The organism is Nocardia sp. NPDC057227, from assembly GCF_042669725.1.
In the GTDB taxonomy this organism is placed as follows: Bacteria; Actinomycetota; Actinomycetes; order Mycobacteriales; family Mycobacteriaceae; genus Nocardia; species Nocardia asteroides_A.
The window spans coordinates 345,621-369,336 of the sequence record NZ_JBHUXA010000001.1; the positions used below are offsets into that span (position 1 = coordinate 345,621).

Sequence of the window (23,716 nt, forward strand, 5' to 3'; positions counted from 1 at the left end):
CCGGCCGGGTCCGGCGCCTCGTACCCTGAAACCGTGCTGAACCGCGACACCTTCGACCTCGGCGACGTCACCCTGCATGCGCTGACCTGGGGCACGCCCGGCGCGCCGCTGGCGCTCTGCCTGCACGGCTACCCGGACACCGCCTGGACCTGGCGGCATCTGGGCCCCGAGCTGGCCGGGCGCGGATTCCACGTGGTGGCGCCGTTCACCCGCGGCTACGCCCCCTCCGGCATCCCCGCGGACGGCGACCTCTCCACCGGCGCCAGGGTGGCCGACGCGCTCGGCATCGCCGCCCGGGTCGGCGCGCCGGAGGCGGTGGTGATCGGCCACGACTGGGGCGGCTTCACCGCGACCGCGCTCGCGGCGCTGGACGGCACCCCGTTCCGCGCGGTGGTGAGCCTGGCCGTGCCGCCGATCGCGAGCATGACCCCGAGCCGGGACAACCTGCTCCCGCACCTGGCGCAGACCCTCGCGCAGTCGGTCAACAGCTGGTACATCCTCGCCAACCAGCTCCCGGCGCTGCCCGAGGCCGCCTTCGCCCGGCTCGCGGAGTTCCTCTGGCGCACCTGGTCGCCCGGGTACGACCCCACCGAGGATCTGGCCCACCTCGCCGACGCCACCCCGACCCGCGCGCACCGCGCCGCCGCCACCGACTACTACCGCTTCCTGCTGCGCCGCCGCGCCCGCAGCCCGCGCAACCGCGAACTCGACCGGCTGCTCCTCGCCGCGCCGCGGCACCCGCTGCTCGCCGTGCACGGCAGCACCGACGGTTGCATGCGCCCCGGCCTCTTCCGCGGCCTGGAGCGGCGGCTGCCTGCCGGGAGCCGGGTCGTCGAGGTCGACGGTGCCGGTCATTTCCCGCACCTGGAGCAGCCCGCCGTGGTGAACCGGCTGATCGTCGAGTACCTGGCGGCGGGCTGAGCTCAGGGCACCAGCGCGCGCAGGATCAGCGCGGTGGCGTGCTCGGCGAGCTCGCCGGTGCTCAGCTCGAGCGTGCCGTCCAGCCACGCCTCCACCAGCTGGCTCAGCCCGCCCGCGACGAAGAGCGCGGCGCGGGCCAGCGACGGCGGGTCCGGCGCGATCCCGAGCTGGGCGGGGGCGTACTCGACCACGATCGCGGCCATGGTGGCGAGCAGGGCGCGGCGCCGCTCCAGCAGCAGCGGGCTGAGCTCGCCCGCCGCGATGTGGTGCACGTGCGGGTCGGTCGCGATCACCTCGAGCAGGGCGTGCAGCGCCGCCCGCAGCCGCTGCTCGGGGCTGCCCGGGCTGGTCAGCCCGACCTGGATGAGCGTGCCGAGCAGCAGGTCGCGCACCTCGTCGGCGATCGCGACCAGCAGCTCCTCGCGGCTCGCGAAGTGCTCGTAGAAGTAGCGGTCGGTGAGTCCGGCGGCCTTGCACACCCCGCGCACGGTGACCGCGGCGTGCCCGGACTCGCCCCAGATCCGGCGCCCCTCGCGCAGCAGCGCGACGCGCCGGCCCGACCGCCGCTCGGCAGCGCTCACCCCGGCGTAGCTGCGCTCGACTTTGGGCCTCACCATTTGACCCCCATCGTAGGCGACCCTAGATTGGACGACGCTCGTCCTCAGATGGGCGGGTGCGAGGAGGCCGGAAGTGCGCGACACCGAATTGCGGCGGTGGGCACACCGTTTCGACATCCTGCGCGGGGAGCTGCGGGCCGGGACCGGCTCGGCCGAGCAGCTGCTCGCCACCCAACTCGCGGCGTTCCGCGAGTTCATCGACACCCCGCCGTGGGCGCCGCTGCCGCACCTGCCCCCGCCGGTCACCGACCGCGCCGATGCCGTCGGCGCCGAGCACCTGCTGCTGGCCTGCCACTACCTGCTCGCGCTCCCCGCCGTGGTGGCGGCCGCCGCCGACGCTCCCGCGGCGCGAACCGCGCTGAGCGAGCTGCTCGCCCGGCTGAGCGAGCTGGCCGCGGACTGGGCCCGCGACGGGGTGGACGAGGAGCGGGCCCGCGCCCTGGCCGCGCGCAATCACGAGCTGCACCACGCGGTGCGGCAGGCCTGACGCCGGGGTGACCGCTCAGAGCGTGCCGATACCGGCCCGGACGTACTGCTCCAGGATCGCCGGATCGAGCTGGTCGGGGGCGGTGAGCAGGGCCGCGCGCACGGTCTCCGGGACGGCGGGCTCGGTGCGCCCGGCGAAGGCGTCGACCACCCGCGCCCAGCCCGGCATCCCGAACCAATTCCCGCTCACCGCACCGAAACACGACTTCACCGCGATGAACCACGCCATGTCGTGCGCGGCCGGGGCGGTCAGCGTGGCGTAGTAGCGGACCGCGCTCGCGCAGTCGGCGGCCCACTCCGGGTAGTGCTCACCGAGCAGGTCGGCGACGGTCCGGCTGCCCGCCGCCACCCGCTCCGGGTCGGTGAGGGTGTGCGAAAGCCGCTGCCACGCTTCGGGGCCGCGGTCGGCGGCGGTGAGGAAGCCGCGCATGATCCGGAAGGCGGCGACGTTGGCGGCGAACATCTCGCCGTCGCTGATCCGGTTCAATCCGTCGCCCGCGTGCGCGTCCTCGATCAGGGTGGTGCGCCAGGCGCCGAGCACCATCGAGTAGGCGGCGGCCGGGAGCTGGTCGGCGCCGATCAGCTCGGCGTGCCGGGTCGCGTAGTAGGCGCGGCCCTGCTCGAGGGTCCAGGTCGCCATGTCCAGGGGGCTGTTCACCGGGCGGTAGATGTCGCCGTACTCGCTGCTGCGCTCGATGGCGACGAAGCCGTCGGCGGCCAGCTCCGACAGCCGGTCGCGCAGGATGCCGACGACCCGGCTGTCGATGTCGGCCTCGTCGAGCTCCCACATGCCGGGGTAGGTCATCCGGGCGATCCGGCGGGCCTGCACCCCGTGCGGGAAGCGGTCGACCACGTCCACGAGCTGCCGGTATTCGACCGGCAACGCCGCGTAGACGGCGAACTCGGCTTCGCTGCGCATGCGGTCTCCTCCCGACGATCACCGACGGCCCTCGTGCCGGGGGCCGCGCGGCGCCGGGCGGCCTGAGGTGGTCAACTGCGCTCCTGCCCGGTGGCTTTCACCTCGATGCGCAGCCCCACCAGCAAGAACGCTACAACCAGGCACCGGGTCTCGCATCCGCACGCGGTGCGACCCCGGCCCGGCGCCGGTCAGACCCGGTCGGAGCCGTCCGGTTCCCAGTTCGGCATCCAGTCCGGGTCGAGCACCGCCATCCGCTCGGCGCCCGCCTCCGCCATCAGCGCCGCGCGGTGCATGCCGTCGACCCACTGCGCGCCGTTCGCGGCGATCTCGATGGGCCGGGCGAACAGCTCACTCCAGGCGAACAATTCATTGCCGCGCAGCCCGAGCCGCCGCCCGTGCTCGCGCCACTCCCGGTGCGTCCACCCCTTCGGCCGCGCGCTCACCGCCTCCGCGCTGGCCTCGGCGACGACCCGCCAGTCGATGGCGGCACCGCCCCGGCGGGCGATATTGTCCGCGGCGACCCGCGCGGGCAGCGGCGGCACGTCGGCGACCTTCCACACCACGAAATCCATCGTGTCCTCGCCTCTGCTCACCTGCCATCGCCCCCGGATAGTCCGACGCCCGCCATTGCCGGAAACCACCGTATCGAGGAGTCCCCCCGGATACCGAATCACCGGTACGGGCGGGCACCGGGTCCCGGCCGATTCCGCGTGCGCACCGCGAACAGCGCGGCGGCGACGACGGCGCAGCCGCCGAGCAGGGTCGCCGGGCCGACGCGCTCGTGCAGCAGCAGCGCGGCCCAGCCGATGGTCAGCACCGGCTGGGCGAGCTGCACCTGGCTCACCTGCGCCATCGGCCCGATGGCGAGGCCGCGGTACCAGGCGAAGAAGCCGAGGAACATGCTCACCACGGCCAGGTAGCCGAAGGCGCCCCACTCGGCCGCCGTGCCGCTGGGCGGGTGGCGCACCACCGCGATCCCGGTGAGTGTGAGCATCAGCGGCGCCGCCAGGACCAGCGCGAGGGAGATGGTCTGCCAGGCGCCGAGTTCGCGGGCGAGCAGCCCGCCCTCGGCGTAGCCGATCGCGCAGACGACGACCGCCGCGAAGAGGAGGAGGTCGGCGTGGCCGAGTCCGGCGAGGCCGTCGCCGCGGAGCGCGGCGAAGCCGAGCGCGGCGGTCGCGCCCAGTGCGGCGGCCGCCCAGAACGCGGCGCCCGGGCGTTCCCGGCCGCGCAGGACCGCCGCCACCGCGGTCGCGGCGGGTAGCAGGGCGATGACGACGGCGCTGTGGCTCGCCGGGGCCGCGGTGAGCGCATAGGAGGTGAGTAGCGGGAACCCGGCGACCACGCCGCCCGCGACAACGGCCAGCCGCGCCCACTGCCGCCCGCCTGGCATCGCCTGCCTGGTCAGCGCGAGTGCCGCGGCGGCGAGGAGCGCGGCGACGACGGCCCGCCCCGAGCCGACGAAGAGCGGGGAGAGATGGCCGCCGACGGCGATGCGGGTGAACGGCACCGTGAGAGAGAAGGCGGTGATACCGAGCAGGCCCCACCACATCCCGTTCGGTAGCGGAGCGACGTCGGTCTTGATAGCGCTACTATCGGCTCTCATGTCCGAGGGTAGCAGTGGCCGGATCGTCGACGCGCTGCGCGAGTGGGTGGCGTCCGCTCCGGCGGGTGCGCAGCTGCCGTCCACCCGCGCCCTGGTCGACCGGTTCGGGGCGAGTCCGGTGACGGTGCAGCGGGCGCTGCGGGCGCTGGTCGGGCAGGGGCTGGTCGAAACCCGCCCCGGTGTCGGGACTTTCGTGCGCGGGGTCCGTCCGGTGCGCCCCAACGACTACGGCTGGCAGACCGCCGCGCTCGGCGCATCGCCCACCCGGCTGCCGCGCTCGGCCGCCGCCCTGCGGACCACCGCCGACGACCTGATCGCGCTGCACTCCGGCTACCCGGACCGCGAGCTGCTTCCCGGCCGCCTGGTCCGCGCGGCCTTCGCCAGGGCGGCCCGCGCCGATACGGTCCTCGACCGGTCACCGGCGGCGGGGCTGCCCGAGCTGCGCGCCTGGTTCGCCGCCGAGCTCGGCGGGCACACCCCGCCCGCGGCGAGCGACGTGATCGTCCTTCCCGGCAGCCAGAGCGGGCTGAGCACGCTGTTCCGCACCCTGGTCGGGGCGGGTCGCCCGCTGCTCATCGAGTCACCGAGCTACTGGGGCGCGATCCTGGCCGCCGCCCAGGTCGGCGTGCCGCTGGTCCCGATCCCCAGCGGACCCCGCGGCCCCGACCCCGACGAACTCGACCGCGCCTTCCGCCGGACCGGCGCGCGGGCCTTCTACGCCCAGCCCACCTTCGCCAACCCCACCGGCGGCCGCTGGCCGCCCGAGCTCGCCGACGCGGTGCTCGGCCTGGTGCGCGCGCACGGCGCCTTCCTGATCGAGGACGACTGGGCGCACGACTTCGGCATCACCGCCGAGCCGGCGCCGCTGGCCGCCCGCGACGACAGCGGGCACGTCGTCCACCTGCGCTCGCTCACCAAGAGCGTCTCCCCCTCGGTGCGGGTCGCCGGGCTGGTGGCGCGCGGTCCCGCCCGGGAACGGATCCTCGCCGACACCGGGGCGCAGGCCATGTACGTCAGCGGAACGCTGCAGGCCGTCGCGCTGGACGTGGTCACCCAGCCCGCCTGGCGCACCCACCTCCGGTCGCTGCGCAGGCAGCTCGCCGCCCGCCGCGACCTCCTGATCGGCGCGCTCGCCGAACACGTCCCCGCCGCGCACCTGGAGGCCGTGCCCAGCGGCGGACTGAACCTCTGGGTGCGGCTGCCGGACGACACCGACCTCGACCGGCTCGTGCGCGCCTGCGAGGCGGGCGGGGTCGTCGTCGCGGCGGGCGACGACTGGTTTCCCGCCGAGCCGACCGGGCGCTACCTGCGGCTCAACTACTCCGGCCCGCGGCCGGGCGATTTCCCGGCCGCTGCCCGGGTGATCGGTCAGGCCCTTGCCCGCTCGTGACGCGCGGTGAAGTCGAGCAGGTGCGGGATCACCACGTCCTGGTTGGCCCACAGCAGGTCGTGGCCGATGCCGGGGTAGATCTCGGTCTCCACCACCGGGATGTGCGCCCGCGCGCGGGCGGCGGCGGCCACCGGGTCGCTCACCACCGTCTCCGCGCCGAAGAGCACCAGGGCCGGCGTGGTGATCGCGGCGAGCTGCCCGTCGGTGAACGGGCGATCCCACGGCAGGGCCATGCGGTACTTCGTCGCCGCGACGGCCACCGCCACTTCGTCGTCGTCCATCACGAACCGGGGCATGCCCCAGCTGGTGAACGTGCGCATGCGCTCGGGGGTCGGGCGCGCGCCGGCCAGCACCATCTTGACCAGCAGGCCGAGGCGCGGGCGGAGGAAGGTGGCGGCGCTCGGCTCGATCAGGGTGAGGCTCGCGAGCCGGTCCGAGCGGTGCACGGCGACCGCGCCCGCCAGCCAGGCGCCGAGCGAGTTGCCCATCAGGTGCGCCCGCTCCGCGCCGAGCCCGTCGAGCAGCTCCGTGAGCCAGGTGGCGATATCGCCGGTGTCGCGGACGGGCGCGGTCTGCGTCGAGTGACCGGCCCAGCCGATGACGTCCGGGGTGTAGACCGTGCGCTCCCCGGCCAGCTCGGCCATGAACCGCCACCAGACATTGCCGTTGCCGCCGATGCCGGGGAGCAGCACGATCGGCGCGCCGGTGCCCTCGCCCGACCGGCGCACCCGGGTGGTTCCGAAGGAGGTCGCGACATCGTGCTCGGTCGAGGGCACCGGCCACTTCGCCGCCACGCTGTCGTAGGCGCGGAAGAACTCGTCCCGCGCGGTATCACTGGTGAATCGGCCGATTTTCGGCATGGGTACCCTCCCGCTCCCGTGGTTACGGTACGAGCATATCAACTGTTTTGATATCTAGATACCATCAAGCTGTTCGGCGACGGTTCGCAGGCCGTCCCGGATGAGCTCTCCGTACTCGTCGTCGCCGAGCGTGCCGATCGTGTCCCGGGTCAGTGCGAGATACTCGCGCGCCCGGCCGGGATCGCCGAGCTTCCGGTAGCACTCGGCCAGGTTGAGGTACAGCGACGGGTACAGCGCGGCCGCCGGGAGCTCCACCCCGGCCCGCGCGGTGTGCTCGTCGGTGATCTCCGCCGCCGCGGTGAGCGCGCGGAGGTCCCAGGCGAGCTCGTCGGCGGGGTCCCCCTGCAGGTCGGCGAGCGAGTGCGCGAGGGTGCACCGCTGCAGCGGATCGCCGCTGTCACCGCCGATCTCGTCCCAGAGCTGCCGCAGCTCGAGCCGCGCTTCCTGCGATTCGCCCGCGTGGCCGCGCAGCACCGTCTCGCCGATGCGCAACAGGACGGGGTCGGTGATCATGGGCGGCTCCTCGCTGCGGCGTCGGTCGGGTTCCGGTCGAGATGAGCATGGTGGCATGGCCGGGATTTCCGCGTCGGGCCGACGGTGATCCCGTACGGGGTGGCGGCCGGGATCGAGCCGCGCTAGCGGGTGATCCAGGTGTCGATCATCGCGGCGAGCACCTCGGCCGCGGCGGCGGTGTCGTAGGCGGGGTCGCGCAGCCGTTCGGCCACGATGGCGTCGATGGCGCCGCCGATGGCGAGCGCCGTTGTCCGAGCGTCGATTCCGGCACCGCCGCGAGCGCGGACGGCACCGTCGAGCAGCCCGGCCAGCGGGCGCCAGCGGGCTTCGGGGGCGTGCTCGGCGGCGGTGCCGGTCACGGCCTCGATCAGCATCCGGGTGTGCCGGGGCCGCGCGCGCAGGTGCCCGATCATGGCGCGGGCGTAGGCCGCCGGTTTCCCGGCGTCTTCGGCGGCGTCGACCGCGGCGCCGACGGTCTCGACGAGCGCGGCGAGCACGTGGTCGTAGGCGGCGAGGATCACCGCGTCCTTGGACGAGAAGTGGTACAGCACGGCCGCCTTGGTGATCCCGGCGCCGTCGGCGATGCGGCTCAGCGAGGTGCCTGCGTACCCGTGCTCGGCCACCTGCTCGATGGCGACCTCGATCAGCTGGGCGCGCCGCGCCCGTTCGGTGAGCGTCGGCGGTCTGCCCTCTCGACCTTTGGCCATCCGCCGATTCTACCGTAAGGTGGAATTACTTACCGATCGGTTAGGAGCACCCCGTGACCGTCTCCGAGAAGTCCAGGCGCCGGATCCGCAATACCGTCGTCACCGTGACCATCGCCGCAGCGGGCATCGCCCTGCTGGTGCGTACCCCCGCCCCGATCGGGCACTGGGACGACGCCGCCGGTCAGGACCGGTTCCGCGCCGCCTACGACACCGCCTTCGCCGCGCTTCCGGCTCCGGCGCGCACCCTCGACATCCGCACCGGCTACGGCCTGGTCCGGGTCTATCGCTTCGCCGGTGAGCGCCCGGCGGCCCGCCCGTTCCTGCTGCTGCCCGGCCGCGCCTCGGCCACCCCGGTCTGGGCCGCCGACCTGCCCGGGCTGCTCGAACTCGGCGACGTCTACACCGTCGACCTGCTCGGCGAGCCGGGCCTGAGCATCCAGGAGCGCCCGATCACCGACGACGCAGATCAGGCCGCCTGGCTGCACGAGACCCTCGCGGCGCTCCCCGAGGACGCCTTCCACCTGGTCGGGCTCTCCATCGGCGGCTGGACCGCGGTCAACCTCGCCCTGCACGACCCGGCGCACATCGCCACGCTCACCCTGATCGACCCGGTGCAGGTCTTCGACGACCTGCCACTCGGCACGATCGTCCGCTCACTGCCCGCCGCGCTGCCCTGGCTGCCGAAGTCCTGGCGGGACGGCTTCAACTCCTACACCGCGGGCGGCGCCCCCGTCGAGGACGAGCCGGTCGCCGCCATGATCGAGGCGGGCATGCGGCACTACCGCCTCGAACTCCCCGCCCCGACCCGGATCGCCGAGGACCGGCTGGCCGGCCTGCGCCCGCCGGTGCTGGCGATCATCGCGGGCCGCTCGGTCATGCACGACCCCGCGACCGCCGCCGCGACCGCCGAGCGCGCGCTGCCCGGCGGCACCGTGCGCGTCTACCCGGATGCCTCGCACGCGCTCAACGGCGAGTACCCGGACCGGATAGCCGCCGACATCGCCGAATTCATCGGCGCGCGGCCGTGATCAGCGGGCCCAGCTCGGCACGATGAAGATCCCCTCGGCCTCGACGGTGACGCCGGCGGCATCGCCGAGCGTCGCGGTGACGAAGGTCTTCAGCCCCTCGGTGCGCTCGGCCCTCGCCCTGGCGCGCAGGGGCCCGAGCGGGGTGCCGCGGCGGTAGCGCAGGGTGAGCGTGCCGGTGGAGGTGGCGCGCACCCCGTCGGAGGCGGCGACGCCGGCGATGTGGTCGAGCACGAGGGCGCAGACGCCGCCGTGCACGTGGCCGGGCGGGCCCTCGTAGGCGGCGCCGAGCACGACGTCGCAGCGGTAGCCGCCGTCCGGGTCCGGCTCGATCTGCAGCGGCGGCGCGATGGCGTTGCGCAGCCCGATCGCGGCATTGCCCCACGGCATGGAGTCGCCGCTCCCGTTGTAGCTGATGCCGAAGCTGCCGGGGAGTTGGTCGCGGCGCAGCCGCGCGGTGACCTCGCGGATCGCGGCCTCGGCCGCGCGGATCTCCGGCTCGGCGGCGGTGCTGCGGATGGTGGCGTCGACGAGTTCGCGCACGGCGTCGGCGAGCGGGCCGTACACGGCGGCCCGCCGGTCGATCTCGGCGCTCTCGACGTCCTCGAAGGTGAACACGTCAGTACTTGAGCGCGCCGCCGTCGACCGGGATCTGTACCCCGGTGAGCGGCCCCGACCCGGGACCCGCCAGCCAGCCGACCACCTCGGCGACGTCCTCGGCGGGCATGAACCCGCTCTGCCCGTCCGAGGCCAGCTTCAGCGGCACCGGCGGGAAGCTGTGCAGGAAGGACGGGTGCTTGCCGAAGAGCTCCAGCATGGCGTCGGGCTGGATCATCGGGGTGTCCACCGAGTACGGGTGGATGGAGTTGACCCGGATGCCGTACTCCCCCGCCTCCAGCGCGAGCGTGTTGGTCAGCGCGACCAGCCCGTGCTTGGCGGCGGCGTAGTGGCCGTTGCCCGGAGTCGCCTTGAGCCCGGCCGACGAGCTCACGATGATGATCGAGCCGCCGTTGCCCGCCTCGATCATGGCGGGTACCGCGGCCCGCACGGTGCGCCAGGTGCCGGAGAGGTTGACCTCGACGACGCGGTCCCAGTGCTCCTCGCTCAGCTCCCAGAGCCTGCCCCAGCTCAGGATGCCCGCGTTGGCGACCAGCACGTCGAGCCGCCCGAAGAGCGCGACCCCGTCGGCGACCAGCTGCTGCTGCGCGGCCAGGTCCCTGATGTCGACGACCCTGCTCAGCACCTTGCGCCCGGTCGCCTCGACCAGCCGCGCGGTCTCGGCCAGGTCGTCCGCGGTGGGGGCGGGGTAGGTGACGGTGGGCGAGATCGGCGCGCACACGTCGGCCACGATCAGGTCGGCGCCAAGCTCGGCCAGGCGAACGGCGTGCGCGCGGCCCTGCCCGCGCGCCGCGCCCGTCACCAGCGCGGCCCTGCCCAGTAGCGGCTCGGTCGGATCACCCATCGCAGGACCTCGATCATCGTCTCGGGCGAGCGGCCGGAGCCACCGCGGTACGACCCTGAAATTAGACGGATGTCCATCCGGCAGTCAAGACAACGGAGCACGGGCACGGTTCCCGGCGCCGGCACCTCGGGTCCACGATCTCCGGAAACTCTCGTCACTTCTCCACGACGAGATTGGTGGCGAAGACGTCGGTACCACTCCTGCTGACGATCCCTACCGAAACGGGCGAAACGCCTCCCTCATCGATCAGACGTTGCCCCCAGTACGGAAGATGCCAGAGGAATTTGACAGAATTGCCGACCGAGATGAGCACCGGGTAGGAAAAGCACTTCACATCACGGTGCGCGTCCGTATCCTCCGCGCAATACTCCGGTATCGCATATTCCTCGTTATTGATCCAGTATCCGCTCGCCTCTTCACTATCGGTTACCAGCCCCAGATCGAGCACGGTGTCCAGCCGATTCGAAACATTGGCGACCTCGACCTGGAGCCAGGAATTGCTGTTCAGGAACTGGCCTACAGATATCCGGCTTACGTCCTCGCCTTCCAGACGAGCCGAGTGATTCCCCTTCCCGTCTTTCCACCGATACTGCATCGTAACTCGATACACACTGGCGGCCTCGTATCTGGAGACCTGGAGAGCATCCTCCGAGACGCGCTGCGACCGGATCGCGATCACGAATGCCGCGATGCTGATGACAATCGTGACGAACGTCAGGACGGTCGTCACTTTGTCCCTTGTTTCCAGCGCCCCGAAAGCAGCGAGCAGTGACATAAACGCCTCCCGGTGCTACCGGACCTAACACATTGAGGCCAATGATAGGCAGCCCGACGGAAGGTTTTGTGTCGGTTGTCCGGCCGACCCGATTTCAGCCGTGTGCGATTACGATGCGACTGCGGACGAACTTGCCGACGAACTCCGGGCGGCCCGCTCATCAATACCTGCGGACGGACCGCGAACATGCCTACTGACGCACTCCACTACCAGCCCCGCGCGGACCGGCCCGACTCGACCGCGACTTTCTGCCGACTCGGTCCCGCGCGTCATCATCGTGATGAACAGTGCGGTCCCCGCGGCCCCCGCCACCTGCTGCACCGTGCTCACCGTCGCGTTGCCGTGCGAGTACCACTCGGGCGGGAGGGCGCCTAGCGCCGAGGTCATGAGCGGGGTGAGCCCGCAGCTGATCCCGGCGCTGACGATCACGTGCGCGGTGATCACCAGCCCGATGGCGGAGTGCTCGTCCAGCATCGCCGGCACCCACACGCCCGCGCTCAGCGCGATGGTGCCGGGCAGCACCAGCGGCCGCGCGCGCCCCACCGGTCGAAGAGCGCGCCGACGAACGGCGCGAGCAACCCCATCACCAGCCCGCCGGGCAGCAGGACCAGCCCGGTGGTGAGCACGTCCTTGCCGAGCACGTTCTGCAGGTGGATGGGCACCACGATGAGCGCGCCGAACAGCGTCAGCATGAGGCTGCCCATCAGCGCCACCGCCAGCCGGAACGGCCCGATCGCGAAGGTGCGCAGGTCGAGCAGCGCCCGCCCGCGCTCGACCAGCGTCAACTGCCGCCCCACGAAGAGCACCAGCGCCACCGCACCCGACAGCGAGCGAGACCCAGGGCGGCACCGGAGCGTGCCCGAATGCCGACTCGCCGATGCTGCTCAGCCCGTACACCAGCCCACCGAAGCCGAGCGCGGCCAGCGGCACCGAGACGTAGTCTAGGTTCGCCTTGCGCGGCTCGGCCACAGTGCGCCGTCGCCAGGCACGCGGACTGCACCCTGCGCTCGCTGGCCCCGCTCGACGGCCGATGCTCCCCCGCGGACCGTGCCCGGCTGCGGATGATCGCGCAGATCGCGCAGATCGCGCAGATCGCCCTGCACCTCGCCTTCGAGGAGTGGGTCGAGGCGGATACCGACGCCGGGCTCGCCGCGATCCACCGCACCGTCTGCGCCCGCCGCCGCACCCTCTGACCGCCGTGTCGAAAACCCGGGTTGCCGATCGACGGAGAGGTGAGCCAGGGTTGGAACGGTCCGCGCACGGTGGGTCGGCCCGGCGAGACGAAGGAGCGACGATATGCGCGTCATGGTGCTGGGTAAGGCGACCGAGGCCACCGAGCAGGGCATCCCGCCCACCGCGGCGGAGTTCGCCGCCATGGAGGCCTACACCGAGGAGCTCACCAGGGCGGGCATCGTCCTCGCCGGTGACGGCCTGAAGCCGAGTTCGGCGGGCAAGCGGGTGAGCTTCGACGAGGACGGCGGCTCGGCGGTGCTCGACGGCCCGTTCGCCGAGACCAAGGAGCTGATCGCCGGCTACCAGATCTGGGAGGTCTCCTCGCTCGAGGAGGCGCTGGAGTGGGTGCGCCGGGCCCCGATCCGCGGCGGCGTGGTCGAGGTGCGGCCGTTCTACGGCCCCGAGGACTTCGCCGGCCTGGCGGCCGAGGCGTAGGGCCGCGGGTGAGCAGTGCGACGCGGCGCACCGTCGCCGCGGTCTGGCGGATCGAGGCCGCGCAGGTGACCGCCGTCCTCGCCCGCACCGTCGGTGACCTGGATCTGGCCGAGGACCTGGCCCAGGACGCGCTGCTCGCGGCGCTGGAGCAGTGGCCGCGCAGCGGCGTCCCGGCCAAGCCGGGCGCCTGGCTGCTCGCCGTCGCCCGCAGGCGCGCGGTCGACGCGGTCCGCCGCCGCGCCACCCTGCGCCGCAAGCTCGCACTGCTCGCCCGCGACCTCCCCGACGGGATCGACCCGATCGCCGCGCTCGACCTCGACCGGCAGGTCGGCGACGACATCCTGCGGCTCATGTTCACCGCCTGCCACCCGCTGCTCGGCCGCGACGCCAGGGTCGCGCTCACGCTCCGGACCGTTGCCGGGCTCTCCACCGGCGAGATCGCCCGCGCCTTCCTCGTCCCCTCGGCCACCGTCGGGCAGCGGATCTCCCGGGCCAAGAAGACGCTCTCGGACGCGGGCGTGCCGTTCGAGGTTCCGGCGGGGGCGGAGCTGGACGCCCGGCTCGGCTCGGTGCTCGAGGTCGTCTACCTGATCTTCAACGAGGGGTACGCCGCCACCGGGGGCGACTCCTGGACCAGGGCCGAGCTCTGCGCGGAGGCCATGCGGCTGGGCCGGATGCTCGCCGCGCTCGCCTCCGGCGAGCCGGAGCCGCACGGCCTGGTGGCGCTCATGGAGTTCCAGGGCTCCCGGCTGCGCGCCCGCACCGGCGCCGACGGTGCCCCGGTGCCGCTCGACCGCCAGGACCGCGCCCGCTGGGACCGGCTGCTCATCACGCACGCCGAGGGCGCGCTGCGCCGGGCGGACGGCCTCGGCGGCACCGGCTCCTACGTGCTGCAGGCCAGGATCGCCGCCTGCCATGCCCGCGCACCGGACATGGCGGCCACCGACTGGCACCGGATCGCCGCGCTCTACGCCGAGCTCGGCGCGCTCACCGGCTCGCCGGTGGTCGCGCTGAACCGGGCCGTTGCCGTGGCGCGAACCGGGAACCCGGCGGCCGCGCTCGTGCTGGTCGACGAACTCGCCGAGCTGCCCGCGCTGCGCGGCTACCACCTGCTCCCCGCCGTCCGCGGCGACCTGCTGCGCACGCTCGGGCACCCCGCCGAGGCAAGGGCGCAGTTCGAGCGCGCCGCCGCCATGACCGGCAACACCGCCGAGCGCACCCTGCTGCTCGAGCGGGCCCGGAGCTGCCTCGCTAGTGGAACCGGCCCCGATCGTGGTAGCGATCCAGCGCCGCCCGCAGGTCGGTGATGGTGTCCGCGCTCAGCCCGCCGCCGGTGGCGACGGGGTAGCCGGACGGCGCCGCGGTGCGCGCCCTCGCCTCCGCCTCCTCGAGCAGCCGATCGGCCTCCAGGCTGGCGCGGCGCAGGCGGTGCCGCTCGTGCGCGGTGAGGGTGCTGCGCCTGCACCCGGCGTCGAGCTCGGCGTGCTGTTCGCGCAGGTCGGCGAGGCTGCTCGGGTCAGGCACCGTCGGGAGCCCCTCGATGGCCTCGACGAGATCGGTATAGCGCTGTTCGAGGGTGGCCATCGTTCTCCCGGGTCGTTCCGTCCCCCAGTCCGTACAGCGTAGGACAATCCTGCTGTCCGGAACCAGCTTTCGGATCAGCGAACCGCGCGCTGCCCGGCAGTCACCGCGCCGACCAGCGAGGACGCCGCCGACCGCGGCCCGGGAAGGGTGATCGGCAGCGGCGCCGAGGTGGGCGGCAGGTGGGTGTCGACGTGCGCGAGCAGGTCGTGCACGGCGAACGGCTTGGGCAGGTAGTCGTGCGCGCCCGCCGCCATGGCCGCCGCGATCACCGGCTCCTCGCGGGTGGCGGAGACGATCACGATCGGCGTCGCGCAGACCGCGCGCAGCGCCCGGCACACCGCGACCCCGTGCAGATCGGTGAGCATGAGGTCGAGCAGGATCAGCCCCGGCCGGTGCTTCTGCGCGTAGGCGGCGGCCTGTGCGCCCGCCGCGAGGTGGTCGACGATCAGGCTCTGGCCGGCGAGCACGATGGAGATCATCTCCGCGGTCGCCGGATCGTCCTCGACGAGCAGCACCCGCGCCGGGCTCGCCCAGTAGTCCCGCAGGCACACCGGGCGCGCCCGCCCCGGCGGCGCCGTCGTCGGCCTAGGTTTCTGACCCATCGCGAACTCCCCGGGGACCCCGATACGGCGAGCTTCGCCGTGATCACGAACTGTGGGGTTCGACCGTAGGCCGCGCGGTCCGGGGCGGCAATACGGCGGCGCGGTCGAGCAACGGACGGGGCCGATCGAAATCGGTACGGGGCCAAGCTGTTACCCGACCGTCGCCTGGTCGCGGTGGCCGAGACCGGACCGAGATCTCTTCCGGACAAAACTGCTGGTCGCCGCGGTTCGCCGACTGTTGCCCCGGCAGCCCGCCGCCGCGTCCCGACCCGGCACCCGGAGCACACCGAACCCCCGCATCGTGCACCGAACTCCGTCGCATACCGTCTGCCGCCCTCCCCGCTTCTTTCGACCCGGTTTGTCGCCGGTTCGACAAACCGTCTGATGCGCATAGCGCAATGTGTACATGTCTCGAGCTAGACCGGAGACTGCCGAGACCCGAAGGTCTCGGCAGCTCGGTATCCGAGATGATGCGACCCGTACCGGCGGCACGAGCCCCATCGGCGGCCATGCTACAGCCGACCCCGCAGCGCGCAACGCCCTATCCCCCGAAACCGTTGGGCCGCACCCACGTCGGCCCTCGAACGGGCCGTCAGGAACCGCCGCCCGAGTCGCCACCGGCATCCGACCAGTCGCCGTCGCCCGCCGACCACTCCCCCGAGTCCGACGTGTCCTTCGAGCGTCCCGCGACGTAGGCGATGAACCCGATGAGCAGCACGACGGCGAGCAGGATCGCCGCGATCAGAAGGAGAAAACCCACTGTCGTCATGCGCCGATCATACGGTCGCGGACACCGTCCGGGTCAGGCACTTTCACGGGCGGCGGCGCGCCCCGCCTCGCGCCCGGAGAACAGGCAGCCGCCGAGGAAGGTGCCCTCCAGCGCGCGGTACCCGTGCACTCCCCCGCCGCCGAATCCGGCCGCCTCGCCCGCCGCGTACAGCCCGGGGATCGGGGCGCCCGCGGCGTCGAGCACCCGCCCGGAGAGGTCGGTCTGCAGCCCGCCGAGGGTCTTCCTGGTGAGGATGTTCATCCGGATGGCGATGAGCGGCCCGGCCGCGGGGTCGAGCAGGCGGTGCGGCTCGGTGGTGCGGGCGAGGCTGTCGCCGATGTAGGCGCGGGAGCGGCGCAGCGCGACGATGCCGGGGTCGGTGCTCGCCGGGTTGCCGATCTCGGCGTCCCGCGCGGCGATCTGCGTCCGCAGGGCGTCGAGGGCGATGAGGTCGGTGCCGGTGAGCCGGTTCATCCCGGCGACCAGTTCCGGGAGCGTATCGGCGATGACGAAGTCCTCGCCCCGGTCCAGGAAGTTCCGCACCGGCGGCGGGGTGTCGTTGAAGGCGCGCATGGCGAGGTAGCCGACGAGGTCCTCGGCGGTCAGCTCGGGGTTCTGCTCGGAGCCGGACAGCACGAACTCCTTGTCGACGATCCGCTTGTTGAGCACGAACCAGGAGTAGTCGTAGCCGGTCGCGGTGATCAGCTCGAGCGTGCCGAGGGTGTCGACGCTGGGGATGCCCGGACTCGGAAACCGCCTGCCGGTGGCGTCGAACCACATCGAGGACGGCGCGGCCAGCACCCGGATCCCGTGTCCGGGCCAGATCGGCGACGGGTTGACGATGCCCTCGGTGTAGTGCCACATGCGGTCCCGGTTCACCAGCCGCGCGCCCGCCGCCTCGGCGATGCCGAGCATTCGCCCGTCGACGTGCGCGGGCACCCCGGTGCTGAGCCGGGCGGGCGGGGCGCCGAGCCGGGCCGGCCAATTACGCCGCACCAGTTCGTGATTCGCGCCGATACCGCCGGAGGTCACGATGACGATCGGGGCGCGCAGCTCGAACTCGCCGACCTCGGTGCGGGAGCTCGGCGTGCCGCGCGCGGCGCCGCTCGGCTCCAGGATGCTGCCGCGCACCCCGGAGATCGCGCCGCCGGTGCTGACCAGTTCGTCCACCCGGTGCCGGAACGCGAAGGTGAGCAGCCGCTCCGGCGCCTGCCGCACCTTGCGCTCGAACGGCTTCACCACCCCCGGCCCGGTGCCGAGCGTGATGTGGAAGCGCGGCACCGAGTTGCCCGGGGTCTGCGGCCCCTCGCCGCGCTCGGCCCAGCCGACGATCGGCACCCAGCGCACGCCCTCCCGGAAGAGCCACGCCTGCTTCTCCTCGGCGGCGAAGTGCAGGTAGGCCTCGGCCCAGCGGGCAGCCCAGTGGTCCTCGCCGAGCGGGTCGCCGACCCCGCGGTCGAACCCGGCCGTGCGGAACCAGTCCGCGCGCGCCAGCTCGAAGGAGTCCCTGATCCCGGCGACCTTCTGCTCCACCGAACCGACGAGGAAGAGCCCGCCCAGCGACCAGAACGCCTGCCCGCCCAGGCTCGCCTCCGGCTCCTGGTCGAGCAGCAGCACGCGGCGCCCCGCGGCGACGAGCTCGCTGGTGGCGACGAGCCCCGCCAGTCCGGCGCCGACGACGATGGCGTCCGCGTCACCGCCGCCCGGTGCGGCCCAGGCCGGGTTCGGGCCGAGCGCGGCGAGGGTGGTGGCGGCCGCCGCGCCGCCGAGCAGGCCGCGGCGGGTGATTCCGCTGTCGCCAGGGTGAGAAGGCATCGTCGCACTGTCCTCGATGGCAGGGATCCGGTTACCGGATGGTAGGGAGCCCGATCCACGGGCGACAACCACCCAACTGGTCACCTGACCGAATCGGCACACACCTTGACGCAACCAGAAGGTTGCAATATCGTCGATGGCAATCAACTGGTTGCTATAGAGGAGCACGGCATGAGCTTTCCCGATCGCATCGTCCGCACCATCGACCTCACCCAGCCGCCCGCCACCGTCTGGGCGGCGGTCACCACGGCCGATGGGCTCGGCGGCTGGTTCGGCGACAGCGCGAGCATCGACCTGCGCCCCGGTGGCGCCGCGCAGCTCACCTGGTCGGGCGAGCACACCGAGCACCTGCGGGTGGAGCGGGTCGAGGAGCCGTCGGTCTTCGGCTTCACCTGGCACATCCACGGCCTGCCTGCGGACGACCCGCGCCGCACCTACGTCGAGTTCACCCTGGAACCGGCCGGGTCCGGTACCAGGCTCACCGTGGTGGAGACCGGGTTCGCGCAGCTCACCGACGACGCGCACCGGGTCGCGTTCGACGGCAACACCGACGGCTGGGCCAAGGAGCTCGCCGAACTCGACCGGTACCTCGATGCGGCCTGAACCCGAGGCCACCGCCGAGCGGGTCTTCACCGCGCTCGCCGACCCGAGCAGGCGCTCGATCCTCGCCACCCTCGCCGCGGACGGCCCCGCCACCGCGACCGGCCTCGCCGACCGGCTCCCCATCACCAGGCAGGCGATCGCCAAGCACCTCGCCCTGCTCGCGGAGGCGGGGCTGGTGATCGCCGAGCCCGGCGAGCGCCGCCGCGTCCGCTACCGCCTCGACTCCGCGCCGATGCGGGTGGCCCAGCAGTTCCTCGCCGCGCTGGCGCGGGACTGGGACGGCCCGCTCGCCGCGCTCCGCGACCATCTGGACCGTCAGGAAGGAAATCCCCATGAGCACAGCTGATTTCACCGTCACCATCACCGTCGACGCCACCCCCGAGCAGGCTTTCGCGGCGATCGCCGACGTGCGCGGCTGGTGGTCGGAGACCATCGTCGGCAGCACCGGGACGGTGGGCGACAGCTACCGCTTCGAGGTGCCCGACGTGCACCGCTGCACCATGACCACCACCGAGTCCGTGCCCGGCGAGCGCCTGGTCTGGCACGTCACCGACTCGTACCTGTCCTTCGTCGCGGACACCGCGGAGTGGGAGGACACCGACGTGGTCTTCGACCTCGCCGAGCGCGACGGCCGCACCGAGATCCGCTTCACCCACGCCGGCCTGCACCCCGCGGGCGAGTGCTACGAGGTGTGCGCGAACGCGTGGGGCGGCTACCTCACGAACAGCCTGTACAACCTGATCACGACGGGAGCGGGTGACCCGTTCCGGCGCGAGTCCACCATCGAGACCGAGGCGGCCAAGCACGGCAACATCGAACTCCTCGGTCTCGGGGGCGGCGCGTAATGCATTGACCCGCAATGGAGCCGCGCCCACCGTTGCACTCGCGCTGACTCGATTCCTTCCGCCCCGCACCGCCGCCTCCTACCGTCGACTTCTGCCACGTCGCTCGCGGACGGGTGACGCAAGACGAGGGGACAAGTGCGCCATGACAGATCTCGCCGCTCCACCGATCCAGGAGGCGCTCGAGCCGGGCGTGCTGCCCGAGGCGCTGCTGCGCGGCTTCCACGAGCGCGCGCCGGAGTACGACCGCGAGAACCGCTTCTTCGCCGAGGACCTGGACGAGCTCAGGGCGATCGGATACCTGCGCGCGGCGATCCCGGTGAGCCACGGCGGGCTCGGGTGGACGCTGCCGCAGTTCAACCGGGCGCAGCGGGCGCTCGCGTACTGGGCGCCCGCCACCGCGCTCGGCGTGAACATGCACCTGTACTGGACCGGTCCGCTGGCCGACCGGATCGCCGCGGGCGACAGCTCGCTGGACTGGCTGGCGCACGAGGTCGTCGCGGGCAGGGTGATCGCCTCCGGGCACGGTGAGCGCGGCAACGACCTCGCCATCGAGGACTCCACCACCACCGCCGTGCCGGTGGAGGGCGGCTACCTGATCAACGGCCACAAGATCTTCACCTCGCTCTCGCCCGCCTGGGACTGGCTCGGCATCCACGCCCGCGACGACAGCGACCCGGAGCGGCCGCGCATCGTTCACGCCTTCGTCCCGCGGACCAGCGAGGGTGTCCGCACGGTCGAGACCTGGGACACGCTCGGCGTGCGGGCCACCGCCAGCCACGACACCGTGCTGACCGACGTGTTCGTGGCCACCGAGCACGTGGCCGACGTCTACGACAAGGGCGACAATCCAGGCCCGTTCATCGCCTCGATCCTGCCGTGGGCGATCCCGGCGCTGGTCAACATCTACCTCGGCATCGCAAGGCGGGCCGCCGACGTGGCGCTGGAGCAGGCGCGGACCAGGAACGTGCTGAGCCTCGGCAACCGCCCGGTCGGCGGGAAGCCGTTCGTGCAGTACCACGCGGCCGAGGCCGAGCTGGCGCTGGAGGCGGCCACCGCGCACCTCGACCACATCACCGAGCGGCTGGCCCGCGGCGACGACCTCGGCGACCGGCTGCTGCTCGCGCTGTTCGCGGTCAAGGAGAACGGCACCCGCACGGCGCGCGACGTCGTGGACATCGCGCTGGAGATCGGCGGCGGCGGCTCCATCCACCGCCGCAACGAGCTGGAGCGGCTCTACCGGGACGTGCGCGCGGGCAGTTTCCACCCGCCGAGCAGCGACAGCGTCCGCGAATACATCGGCAACTTCCTGCTCGGCGAATGAGGAGATCAGGACAATGACACTCGCGCAGAACGACATCGGGGCCGACCGCGAAGCCGGCGCCGCGGAGATCTACCGGCAGGGCGGGATCACCGTCGAGAAGCTCGGTGAGCACATCGGCGCGCGGATCGGCGCCGTCCGGCTCGGCGGCGACCTGCCCGCCGAGCGGGTCGAGGCGATCCGGCTGGCGCTCGCCATCAACAAGGTCGTCGTCTTCGACGGCCAGCACCAGCTCGACGACGAATCCCAGTACGCCTTCGCCGAGCTGCTCGGCACGCCCACCGAGCCGCACCCGACGCTGACCTCCAAGGGCGCCAAACTGCTCACCATCGACGGCGCCGCCAACAGCTGGCACACCGACGTCACCTTCGTCGACCGCATCCCCAAGGCCTCGATCCTGCGGGCCGTCACCCTTCCCGGCTACGGCGGCGCCACCACCTGGGCCTCGACCGTCGCCGCCTACGAGCAGCTGCCGCCCGCGCTGCGCGCGCTCACCGAGGAGCTGTGGGCGACGCACAGCAACCTCTACGACTACGCGGCCCAGACCAGCACCTCCGGGCGCACCACCCCCGCCAACTACCAGGAGTTCACCAGCACCGAGTACGAGACGGTGCACCCCGTCGTCCGCGTGCACCCGGAGACCGGCGAGCGCTCGCTGCTGCTCGGCCACTTCGCCAAGAGCTTCACCGGGCTCTCGAACGCCGAGTTCCACTCGCTGTACCAGCTGTTGCAGGCGCGGATCATCAAGCTGGAGAACACGTTCCGGTGGAACTGGCGGCTCGGCGACATCGCGATCTGGGACAATCGGGCCACCCAGCACTACGGCATCGCCGACTACGGGAACCAGGAGCGCGAGCTGCACCGGATCACGCTCGCCGGAGACGTGCCGGTGGACGTCAACGGTACCGTCAGCCGGGTCGTCAAGGGCGATGCCGCGCACTACAGCGACATCCAGCCCTCGCCCCGCCTGGAGCTCTTCGCCGCCTGAGCGCGGCCCGCACCGCCCGGACTCGGGGCCTGCCCCTTGACCTCGAGTTCGGTTGAGCTCCTAGCGTCGTCGACGACGACAGGAGTTCGACGATGACGACACTGGTTACCGGTGCCACCGGCAATACCGGCAGGCATGTGGTGCGCGAGCTGGCGCGCCGAGGGGAGCGGGTCCGGGCGCTGACCCGGAATCCCGCTGCGGCCGCGCGGCTGTTCCCGCCGGAGGTTGAGGTGGTGGCGGGCACGCACACCGCGCCGGAGACGCTGGGGGCGGCGCTCGACGGGGTCAGTCGCCTGCATGTCACCGTGACGGCCGGGCTTGCCGAGGTCGGTCCCGAGCTGGTCCGGCGGGCGGTCGCGGCGGGCGTGCGGCGCATCACCGTGGTGTGGGGCGGTGCGGTCGGGCCGGTCGAGCGGGCCGTGGCGGACTCCGGTGTGGAGTGGACGCGGCTGGAGCCGCAGGAGTTCATGTCGAATACGCTGACCTGGGTCGACGCCGTGCGGGGCGAGGGCGTCGTTCGCGAGCCGTACGACTTTCCCAGTGCGCTGGTGCACGAGGCCGACATCGGGGCCGTTGCGGCGGTGGCGCTGCTCGACGGTGGTCACGCGGGACGCGCCTACAACCTCACCGGACCGCAGTCGCTGACGCCGCGGGAGCGGCTCGCGATCCTGGCCCGCGCCCTGGGCCGGGATCTCGCCTTCGTTCCGATCACGCACCGGCAGGCCGTCGACCGGCTCACCGCCCGCGGTGTGTCCCGGGACGATGCGGAGTACGTGGTCGGCTGGTACTCCGCGTCCGATGCCGCCTCCAGGACCGTCGTCGACACCGTCGAGCGAGTGACCGGTCGGCCGGCCCTGACCTTCGACCAGTGGGTGGACGAGCACGCGGAGCGCTTCCGGGAGCCTGCCGTCACCAACCCTTCGACGCCCGGCCGATAGCGGCGGTTCTCGACCGGCCCCGCACTCAGGGCAGGTAGCCGGCGAACGCACCGCTGACCCGGGTCGCCGTGGCGCAGGGCTCCTCGACGCCGTCGGATCGCAGGTTGCGGATGACGAAGGCGATGGTGCCGCCGCCAGGGGCCGGGAAGCCGATGTAGCAGCCGATCCGGTTCGAGTCCTGTGCCGCCCGGTAGCGGTAGGCCTGGCGGTCGGCGACGGTGACCGGGGTGAAGTCGACGTAGCGGCCGGTCTCCCGCCAGCCGTCGATCGACCACCGGACCGAGACGATCGTCAGTTCGGATGCGCCGGTGGACAATTGCCAGCGGCAGTTGAGGTCGGCGGCGCCGGGGCCGGTGGTTGCGGTTTCGCTGTCGGGGCGGTAGCCCTGGGCGATGAGGTCGGCGTCGGAGATGACGCAGGGGTCCCAGGGTGGGGTCGACGCGGGCCGATCCGAGCCGCCGGGGTCCGGAGCGGGGGTTTCCGGAGCGTCGACCGGGTCCGGAGCGGGGACTTCCGGGGCGTCGACCGGGTCCGAGCCGCCCGGCGCCGGGGCGGTCGACGACGTTGTCGAGGCACTGCTCGCCGCCGGCGCCCCGGCACTCCCCTCCTCGGCGGTGCACCCGGTCACGACCAGGACCGGCGCCACGATCCCGAACACCAGCCCCCTGCTGAACTTCCGCATGACTCTCCCCCTCGCTCCCACGCGAAAGCAGCGCTTCCGCAATGGTTTTCGACAGACCGTCCGAGCACTCGCGGTTCACGAACACTCATGTTCACTGTCGCCCCGATGCCCATCCCCGTTACAGCGCGCAACGGGAATTCAGGAATGCAGCGTCAGCGATCCCGACTCGAACGACTCTCCGCAGGCGGAGCAGTGCAGCGCGCCCACGAACTCGTGCCCGCAGCTGTGGTCGAACCGCACCGGATCCGCACCGTCGCGCACGTACTCGTGCCCCCACCGCTTGAGCGCGAGCAGCACCGGCGCGAGGGCGCGCCCGGACTCGGTCAGCCGGTAGGCGTAGCGGGCGGGCCGCGCGCTGTACTGCTCGCGGGCGATGACCCCGTGCTCGACGAGCTTGCGCAGCCGGGCGGTCGCGATATCGCGCGGCGCCCCGGTGTTGCGCACGACCTCGGTGAAGCGCTGCTGGGCGTAGAAGAGCTCGCGCACGATCAGCAGGCTCCAGCGATCGCCGACGACCTCGAGGGCGTCGGCGATCGTGCAGTCGCGCGGGGTCTTCCCGGCAGGTGCCGCTGGCATGACCCCATTCTCCACCCCAGTGGGTTGCTTTTTCAAACCCACTCCCC

31 protein-coding genes are annotated in these 23,716 nt (G+C 72.7%); 13 read left to right on the forward strand and 18 right to left on the reverse strand.

The annotated features are described in order from the left end of the window. Positions 1–33 precede the first annotated feature (33 nt). Positions 34–921: an alpha/beta fold hydrolase gene (locus ACFUJ1_RS01785; RefSeq protein ID WP_378641378.1), complete on the forward strand. Its 888-nt coding sequence runs from the start codon at positions 34–36 to the stop codon at positions 919–921. A 2-nt stretch (positions 922–923) separates the two neighbouring features. Here the strand turns inward: ACFUJ1_RS01785 and ACFUJ1_RS01790 are convergent, their stop codons facing one another. Further along, entirely contained in the window at positions 924–1,538 is a 615-nt protein-coding gene (locus ACFUJ1_RS01790; RefSeq protein WP_378641380.1) for a TetR/AcrR family transcriptional regulator, read from the reverse strand. Between the two features lie 73 nt (positions 1,539–1,611). Between ACFUJ1_RS01790 and ACFUJ1_RS01795 the strand changes: the two genes are divergently transcribed. Then, a complete protein-coding gene (locus ACFUJ1_RS01795) occupies positions 1,612–2,025 on the forward strand; it encodes a hypothetical protein (RefSeq protein WP_378641382.1) in 414 nt (137 codons plus the stop codon). A 15-nt stretch (positions 2,026–2,040) separates the two neighbouring features. On the opposite strand, the gene ACFUJ1_RS01800 is transcribed toward ACFUJ1_RS01795, so the two are convergent. From ACFUJ1_RS01800 to ACFUJ1_RS01810, 3 genes are all read right to left on the reverse strand, one after another. Next, the gene (locus tag ACFUJ1_RS01800; RefSeq protein ID WP_378641384.1) at positions 2,041–2,943 is read right to left on the reverse strand and encodes a hypothetical protein; all 903 of its coding nucleotides are present in this window, start codon (positions 2,941–2,943) and stop codon (positions 2,041–2,043) included. A gap of 188 nt (positions 2,944–3,131) precedes the next feature. Continuing rightward, complete coding sequence (locus ACFUJ1_RS01805) at positions 3,132–3,515, reverse strand: hypothetical protein (RefSeq protein ID WP_378641386.1); 384 nt, start codon at positions 3,513–3,515, stop codon at positions 3,132–3,134. Between the two features lie 98 nt (positions 3,516–3,613). Then, on the reverse strand, positions 3,614–4,549 hold the full coding sequence (locus ACFUJ1_RS01810; RefSeq protein ID WP_378641388.1) for a DMT family transporter: 936 nt from the start codon (positions 4,547–4,549) through the stop codon (positions 3,614–3,616). On the opposite strand from ACFUJ1_RS01810, the gene ACFUJ1_RS01815 reads away from it, so the two are divergent. Next, positions 4,548–5,939: a PLP-dependent aminotransferase family protein gene (locus ACFUJ1_RS01815; protein WP_378641390.1), complete on the forward strand. Its 1,392-nt coding sequence runs from the start codon at positions 4,548–4,550 to the stop codon at positions 5,937–5,939. The two genes, ACFUJ1_RS01810 and ACFUJ1_RS01815, sit on opposite strands and share 2 nt — an antisense overlap. Here ACFUJ1_RS01815 and ACFUJ1_RS01820 read toward each other — a convergent pair. The 3 genes from ACFUJ1_RS01820 to ACFUJ1_RS01830 all read right to left on the reverse strand — a co-directional run bounded on the left by ACFUJ1_RS01820 (position 5,918) and on the right by ACFUJ1_RS01830 (position 8,019). Beyond that, on the reverse strand, positions 5,918–6,799 hold the full coding sequence (locus ACFUJ1_RS01820) for an alpha/beta fold hydrolase (protein WP_378641392.1): 882 nt from the start codon (positions 6,797–6,799) through the stop codon (positions 5,918–5,920). The genes ACFUJ1_RS01815 and ACFUJ1_RS01820 overlap by 22 nt on opposite strands. A 54-nt stretch (positions 6,800–6,853) precedes the next feature. Then, the gene (locus ACFUJ1_RS01825) at positions 6,854–7,312 is read right to left on the reverse strand and encodes a hypothetical protein (RefSeq protein ID WP_378641394.1); all 459 of its coding nucleotides are present in this window, start codon (positions 7,310–7,312) and stop codon (positions 6,854–6,856) included. Between the two features lie 122 nt (positions 7,313–7,434). Then, a complete protein-coding gene (locus tag ACFUJ1_RS01830) occupies positions 7,435–8,019 on the reverse strand; it encodes a TetR/AcrR family transcriptional regulator (RefSeq protein WP_378641395.1) in 585 nt (194 codons plus the stop codon). 53 nt (positions 8,020–8,072) lie between these two features. Here ACFUJ1_RS01830 and ACFUJ1_RS01835 point away from each other — a divergent pair, with 53 nt between their 5' ends. Then, positions 8,073–9,047, forward strand: a complete 975-nt coding sequence (locus tag ACFUJ1_RS01835) for an alpha/beta fold hydrolase (protein ID WP_378641397.1) — start codon at positions 8,073–8,075, stop codon at positions 9,045–9,047. Here ACFUJ1_RS01835 and ACFUJ1_RS01840 read toward each other — a convergent pair whose 3' ends face one another. The 5 genes from ACFUJ1_RS01840 to ACFUJ1_RS01860 form a co-directional block, all read right to left on the reverse strand. After that, entirely contained in the window at positions 9,048–9,662 is a 615-nt protein-coding gene (locus tag ACFUJ1_RS01840) for a PaaI family thioesterase (RefSeq protein ID WP_378641399.1), read from the reverse strand. A 1-nt stretch (position 9,663) separates the two neighbouring features. After that, complete coding sequence (locus ACFUJ1_RS01845) at positions 9,664–10,506, reverse strand: mycofactocin-coupled SDR family oxidoreductase (RefSeq protein ID WP_378641401.1); 843 nt, start codon at positions 10,504–10,506, stop codon at positions 9,664–9,666. A 154-nt stretch (positions 10,507–10,660) separates the two neighbouring features. Further along, positions 10,661–11,281 (reverse strand): hypothetical protein, encoded by a 621-nt coding sequence (locus tag ACFUJ1_RS01850; protein ID WP_378641403.1) that lies wholly within the window; start codon positions 11,279–11,281, stop codon positions 10,661–10,663. Between the two features lie 108 nt (positions 11,282–11,389). Then, complete coding sequence (locus ACFUJ1_RS01855) at positions 11,390–11,824, reverse strand: hypothetical protein (RefSeq protein WP_378641405.1); 435 nt, start codon at positions 11,822–11,824, stop codon at positions 11,390–11,392. Further along, positions 11,779–12,096: a hypothetical protein gene (locus ACFUJ1_RS01860; RefSeq protein WP_378641407.1), complete on the reverse strand. Its 318-nt coding sequence runs from the start codon at positions 12,094–12,096 to the stop codon at positions 11,779–11,781. The genes ACFUJ1_RS01855 and ACFUJ1_RS01860 overlap by 46 nt, the downstream gene beginning before the upstream one ends. A gap of 246 nt (positions 12,097–12,342) precedes the next feature. Here ACFUJ1_RS01860 and ACFUJ1_RS01865 point away from each other — a divergent pair, with 246 nt between their 5' ends. From ACFUJ1_RS01865 to ACFUJ1_RS01875, 3 genes are all read left to right on the forward strand, one after another. Beyond that, entirely contained in the window at positions 12,343–12,474 is a 132-nt protein-coding gene (locus ACFUJ1_RS01865; protein ID WP_378641409.1) for a hypothetical protein, read from the forward strand. 103 nt (positions 12,475–12,577) lie between these two features. Further along, positions 12,578–12,949, forward strand: coding sequence for a YciI family protein (locus ACFUJ1_RS01870; protein ID WP_378641411.1), 372 nt, complete (start codon positions 12,578–12,580; stop codon positions 12,947–12,949). 8 nt (positions 12,950–12,957) lie between these two features. After that, positions 12,958–14,256 (forward strand): RNA polymerase sigma factor, encoded by a 1,299-nt coding sequence (locus ACFUJ1_RS01875; protein WP_378641412.1) that lies wholly within the window; start codon positions 12,958–12,960, stop codon positions 14,254–14,256. On the opposite strand, the gene ACFUJ1_RS01880 is transcribed toward ACFUJ1_RS01875, so the two are convergent. The 4 genes from ACFUJ1_RS01880 to ACFUJ1_RS01895 all read right to left on the reverse strand — a co-directional run bounded on the left by ACFUJ1_RS01880 (position 14,201) and on the right by ACFUJ1_RS01895 (position 17,719). Continuing rightward, on the reverse strand, positions 14,201–14,533 hold the full coding sequence (locus ACFUJ1_RS01880; RefSeq protein WP_378641413.1) for a hypothetical protein: 333 nt from the start codon (positions 14,531–14,533) through the stop codon (positions 14,201–14,203). The genes ACFUJ1_RS01875 and ACFUJ1_RS01880 overlap by 56 nt on opposite strands. A 74-nt stretch (positions 14,534–14,607) precedes the next feature. Beyond that, positions 14,608–15,135 (reverse strand): response regulator, encoded by a 528-nt coding sequence (locus ACFUJ1_RS01885; protein WP_378641414.1) that lies wholly within the window; start codon positions 15,133–15,135, stop codon positions 14,608–14,610. Between the two features lie 592 nt (positions 15,136–15,727). Beyond that, complete coding sequence (locus ACFUJ1_RS01890) at positions 15,728–15,904, reverse strand: hypothetical protein (RefSeq protein WP_378641415.1); 177 nt, start codon at positions 15,902–15,904, stop codon at positions 15,728–15,730. Between the two features lie 33 nt (positions 15,905–15,937). Beyond that, positions 15,938–17,719 carry an FAD-binding dehydrogenase gene (locus ACFUJ1_RS01895; RefSeq protein ID WP_378641416.1) on the reverse strand — a complete coding sequence of 594 codons (1,782 nt, stop codon included), beginning with the start codon at positions 17,717–17,719 and terminating at the stop codon, positions 15,938–15,940. Positions 17,720–17,890: 171 nt separating this feature from the next. Here ACFUJ1_RS01895 and ACFUJ1_RS01900 point away from each other — a divergent pair, with 171 nt between their 5' ends. From ACFUJ1_RS01900 to ACFUJ1_RS01925, 6 genes are all read left to right on the forward strand, one after another. Continuing rightward, positions 17,891–18,322, forward strand: a complete 432-nt coding sequence (locus tag ACFUJ1_RS01900; RefSeq protein ID WP_378641418.1) for an SRPBCC domain-containing protein — start codon at positions 17,891–17,893, stop codon at positions 18,320–18,322. Then, the gene (locus ACFUJ1_RS01905; RefSeq protein ID WP_378641420.1) at positions 18,312–18,668 is read left to right on the forward strand and encodes an ArsR/SmtB family transcription factor; all 357 of its coding nucleotides are present in this window, start codon (positions 18,312–18,314) and stop codon (positions 18,666–18,668) included. The genes ACFUJ1_RS01900 and ACFUJ1_RS01905 overlap by 11 nt, the downstream gene beginning before the upstream one ends. Beyond that, entirely contained in the window at positions 18,655–19,167 is a 513-nt protein-coding gene (locus tag ACFUJ1_RS01910; protein WP_378641422.1) for an SRPBCC domain-containing protein, read from the forward strand. Before ACFUJ1_RS01905 ends, ACFUJ1_RS01910 begins: the two co-directional genes overlap by 14 nt. A 142-nt stretch (positions 19,168–19,309) precedes the next feature. Beyond that, positions 19,310–20,488 carry an acyl-CoA dehydrogenase family protein gene (locus tag ACFUJ1_RS01915; RefSeq protein ID WP_378641424.1) on the forward strand — a complete coding sequence of 393 codons (1,179 nt, stop codon included), beginning with the start codon at positions 19,310–19,312 and terminating at the stop codon, positions 20,486–20,488. 13 nt (positions 20,489–20,501) lie between these two features. After that, positions 20,502–21,473: a TauD/TfdA dioxygenase family protein gene (locus ACFUJ1_RS01920; RefSeq protein WP_378641425.1), complete on the forward strand. Its 972-nt coding sequence runs from the start codon at positions 20,502–20,504 to the stop codon at positions 21,471–21,473. A gap of 92 nt (positions 21,474–21,565) precedes the next feature. Next, the gene (locus ACFUJ1_RS01925; RefSeq protein WP_378641427.1) at positions 21,566–22,411 is read left to right on the forward strand and encodes an NAD(P)H-binding protein; all 846 of its coding nucleotides are present in this window, start codon (positions 21,566–21,568) and stop codon (positions 22,409–22,411) included. Positions 22,412–22,436: 25 nt separating this feature from the next. Here ACFUJ1_RS01925 and ACFUJ1_RS01930 read toward each other — a convergent pair whose 3' ends face one another. Continuing rightward, positions 22,437–23,093: a DUF3558 family protein gene (locus tag ACFUJ1_RS01930; RefSeq protein WP_378641428.1), complete on the reverse strand. Its 657-nt coding sequence runs from the start codon at positions 23,091–23,093 to the stop codon at positions 22,437–22,439. 138 nt (positions 23,094–23,231) lie between these two features. Beyond that, positions 23,232–23,669 (reverse strand): winged helix-turn-helix transcriptional regulator, encoded by a 438-nt coding sequence (locus ACFUJ1_RS01935; protein WP_378641430.1) that lies wholly within the window; start codon positions 23,667–23,669, stop codon positions 23,232–23,234. Positions 23,670–23,716 lie beyond the last annotated feature (47 nt).